Annotated in this window: 2 protein-coding genes; both read right to left on the reverse strand. The window is 28.7% G+C overall.

What is annotated here, in order from left to right; all coding sequences use genetic code 11:
* Positions 1 to 256: 256 nt before the first annotated feature.
* A complete protein-coding gene (locus Q0C58_RS01735; protein ID WP_290696685.1) occupies positions 257 to 1,786 on the reverse strand; it encodes a serine hydrolase in 1,530 nt (509 codons plus the stop codon).
* A 154-nt stretch (positions 1,787 to 1,940) separates the two neighbouring features.
* The gene (locus Q0C58_RS01740; protein ID WP_290696686.1) at positions 1,941 to 2,741 is read right to left on the reverse strand and encodes a helix-turn-helix transcriptional regulator; all 801 of its coding nucleotides are present in this window, start codon (positions 2,739 to 2,741) and stop codon (positions 1,941 to 1,943) included.
* Positions 2,742 to 2,861: the final 120 nt, after the last annotated feature.

Genomic DNA, 2,861 nt, shown 5'->3' on the forward strand with positions numbered 1-2,861 from the left:
TTCGCAACAATTTGTAATTCGGTCAGATTTGAGTCATTCGCATATTTTTCAATTTCCGATTTAATGTCTTTTAAATTACTCATAATTCTCATTTTAACGCTTCTGCTCAATGAATGCCAACGTTATTGTATAAGATTAGTTGCGTCTATCAAGCACTAAAGTTAGTAAATAAATCATAGATTAAAAGCCTGCGAGAACTTTCGTAAATAAGCAAAAACTAGCAATTAATTTTATACTTTGTTGGCAACTGGCTTTCTTATTTTCCTATTATTGCTGGTAACATATACTCAATCATCATTTTGTCAGCATTAGCGTGGGCACTTGGATTGTTATAAGCAGAAGAAGTAATAACAACAACAAAAGGAATGTCTTTAAAGATGAAAATCTTATTCCCTCCATTCCCACTACAAAAAGAGACTTGGTATTCTTTATTATTATATTCATAAGTTTTGTTCCAAAATAAATACCCGTAAGAATCTCCATCAACTGATTGTTTTATTTGTTCATCTAAGCTTTTTTCTACCCATTTTTTGTTTAAAATTTGTTTTCCATACCAGAGTCCTTTGTTCTTGTATAATTGGCCATATTTTGCAAAATCAACTGCTCTCAATCTAATTCCACCAGCTGTATTACCCACTTTTTGTGGTGTATACTCCCATTGATAATTTGTAATGCCTAGAGGTGTAAATAATTTTTCATCAGCATAAGAAACTAGTCCTTTAGGTACATATTTATTAATAATATCACCTAAAACTACAACACCTGCTGTGAAATAGGCAAAATCCTCTCCGATTACTTTGCCTTTTTGGATCGGTAAATCAAGCGTGAATTTCACCCAGTTTTTTGTTGGGTACATATTTTCTTCATTTCCGGGACTGTTATAATCACTATCATCACCAAGAAATTTAGAATTCATCGTTAAAAGAGATTTTAGCGTTACAGAATCTTTTTCTTTACTATAATTTTTATATGATTTTAAATTGTAAAAATCTTTTAATAACGCATTTTCGTTTTTTATAAAATTTTCTTCAATTGCAATTCCTAACATTGTAGAAGCTATTGATTTTCCAACAGATCTTGGGTCGTGCAAACTATCTCTAGTTTCACCATTAAAATATTCTTCAATCAAAAGTTTATTTTCTTTTATCACTACAATTCCATTAATGTTTTCAAAACGACCTTCTGCTATTTTTTTATTTAGAGCTTCAATTTTGTTGCTATCAAAATTATCTTTAGATATTTCCCATCCACTATTGGGTTGTATTTTTTGAATAGGTATGAGACTTTTATCTATTGGTATTTTTGGAACTTCAATATTAATATTTCCTTTAGCTAAAAGAGTACCTACTTTTAATGTGTCTTGTTTTATGTAAGGTCTTACTTCTATGCCTAGAGAATGATTTCCTTCGCTAAGTGCATCTTGTCCACCGCCAAGTTTCATAAATTTGAGCCACATAAACCAACCCCAATAATCTAATTGTTTTGGTGTTACTAGCTGTATTCTGTGATTAACTTGTTCTGTTTTAAATGCTTTTAATCCTGCTCCTTTGTTTAAATTTTCAACATAAACTATTTCGCCATCTACTAAAAACGAAAACTGAAAACTCCCTTTTTCTAATAGTTCAACTTCTGTTAGTTTTGGTGCTAGCAATTGAAGACTTTGAATAAGTGGTTTTTCTAAAGTAAAATGAATGTTTAGAAACTCATCTTTGTTTAGTGTGAAATTTTTTAAATAATCTTTTGATGTAGGTTGATTTTTTGAAACATCAATTTTTGAAAAACTCAAATTTTCTATTTCTTCCGAATGTGAGTTTTTCGATTTATTATTGCACGATATTATTACACAAGTAATAAGTATTAAAAAATAATTTGATTTCATATTTGTAATTTAGAGCAAAAATATCGTTTTGAAATAGGCTATAATTGTATATAATTAACATTTAAGATATTTGTTTCAATATATTAGAAGGTGTTGTTTTATAAACAGATTTAAAATTAGTAATAAAATGACTTTGGTCATAAAAACCACACTTATAGCAAATTTCTGTCATTGAAAATTTATTTGAAGCTAGTAAGCAGAAAGCTTTATTAAGTTTTATAAATCTAATGTAGTTCCCAAGCGTTGTGCCAAAATATCTACTAAATTCTCTAGATAAGTGTATTGGATGTATTTCTAAAATTGCACTTAAGTTTTTTAGTGAATAGTTAATATTTTCCTCAAAGAGAAGTTCTTGAAGATTATTCACCCAAATAGGTCTTTTTAAAGTTTTCTCTTCTGTTTTTTTTATGGATCCAAAAATGTCAATTAAAGATGATTCAATACTTAAATTAGAATATTGGTCGTTTATTTTAGACTCAATGAATACTCTGTTCATTAAGTTTTTAATTAAAGGATTCTTTAAGTTGATACTCCCTTCAAAATCTGTTATTTGAATATTGTAATTTGAAAACCATTTTTCATTTAGTTCAATATGAAATCCTCTAGTGTATTCAGATGGTTTAATATTATAATGTGCATCTTGCCAATTATGAAATAAAAGACTTCCTGGTTCTAAATAGTAAGATTCTTTTTTATTTGATTCAAATAATTTTCCTTGAAGCAGATATGTGAAATATGGGTATTCGTGATGATGCCAGTCTACTTTGCTATGTGTGTACTCAGTATCTGTAATAATAATATTTTCAAAAGCTGATTTTTGGTAATGTGTTCCAAAGAATTCTCCTGTTTTTAGTTTATTCATTTCGTTTCTTCAGCTTGTTGCCAACGGAATTGTATATGAGCAGTGCGGGCGAGAATAGCGAAAGCTATTCGGTTAAACACAAGCTGATTTTTACAAATTTCGATTATTAATTTTTTTGGC

Source organism: Lacinutrix sp. (assembly GCF_023299985.1).
In the GTDB taxonomy this organism is placed as follows: Bacteria; Bacteroidota; Bacteroidia; order Flavobacteriales; family Flavobacteriaceae; genus Lacinutrix.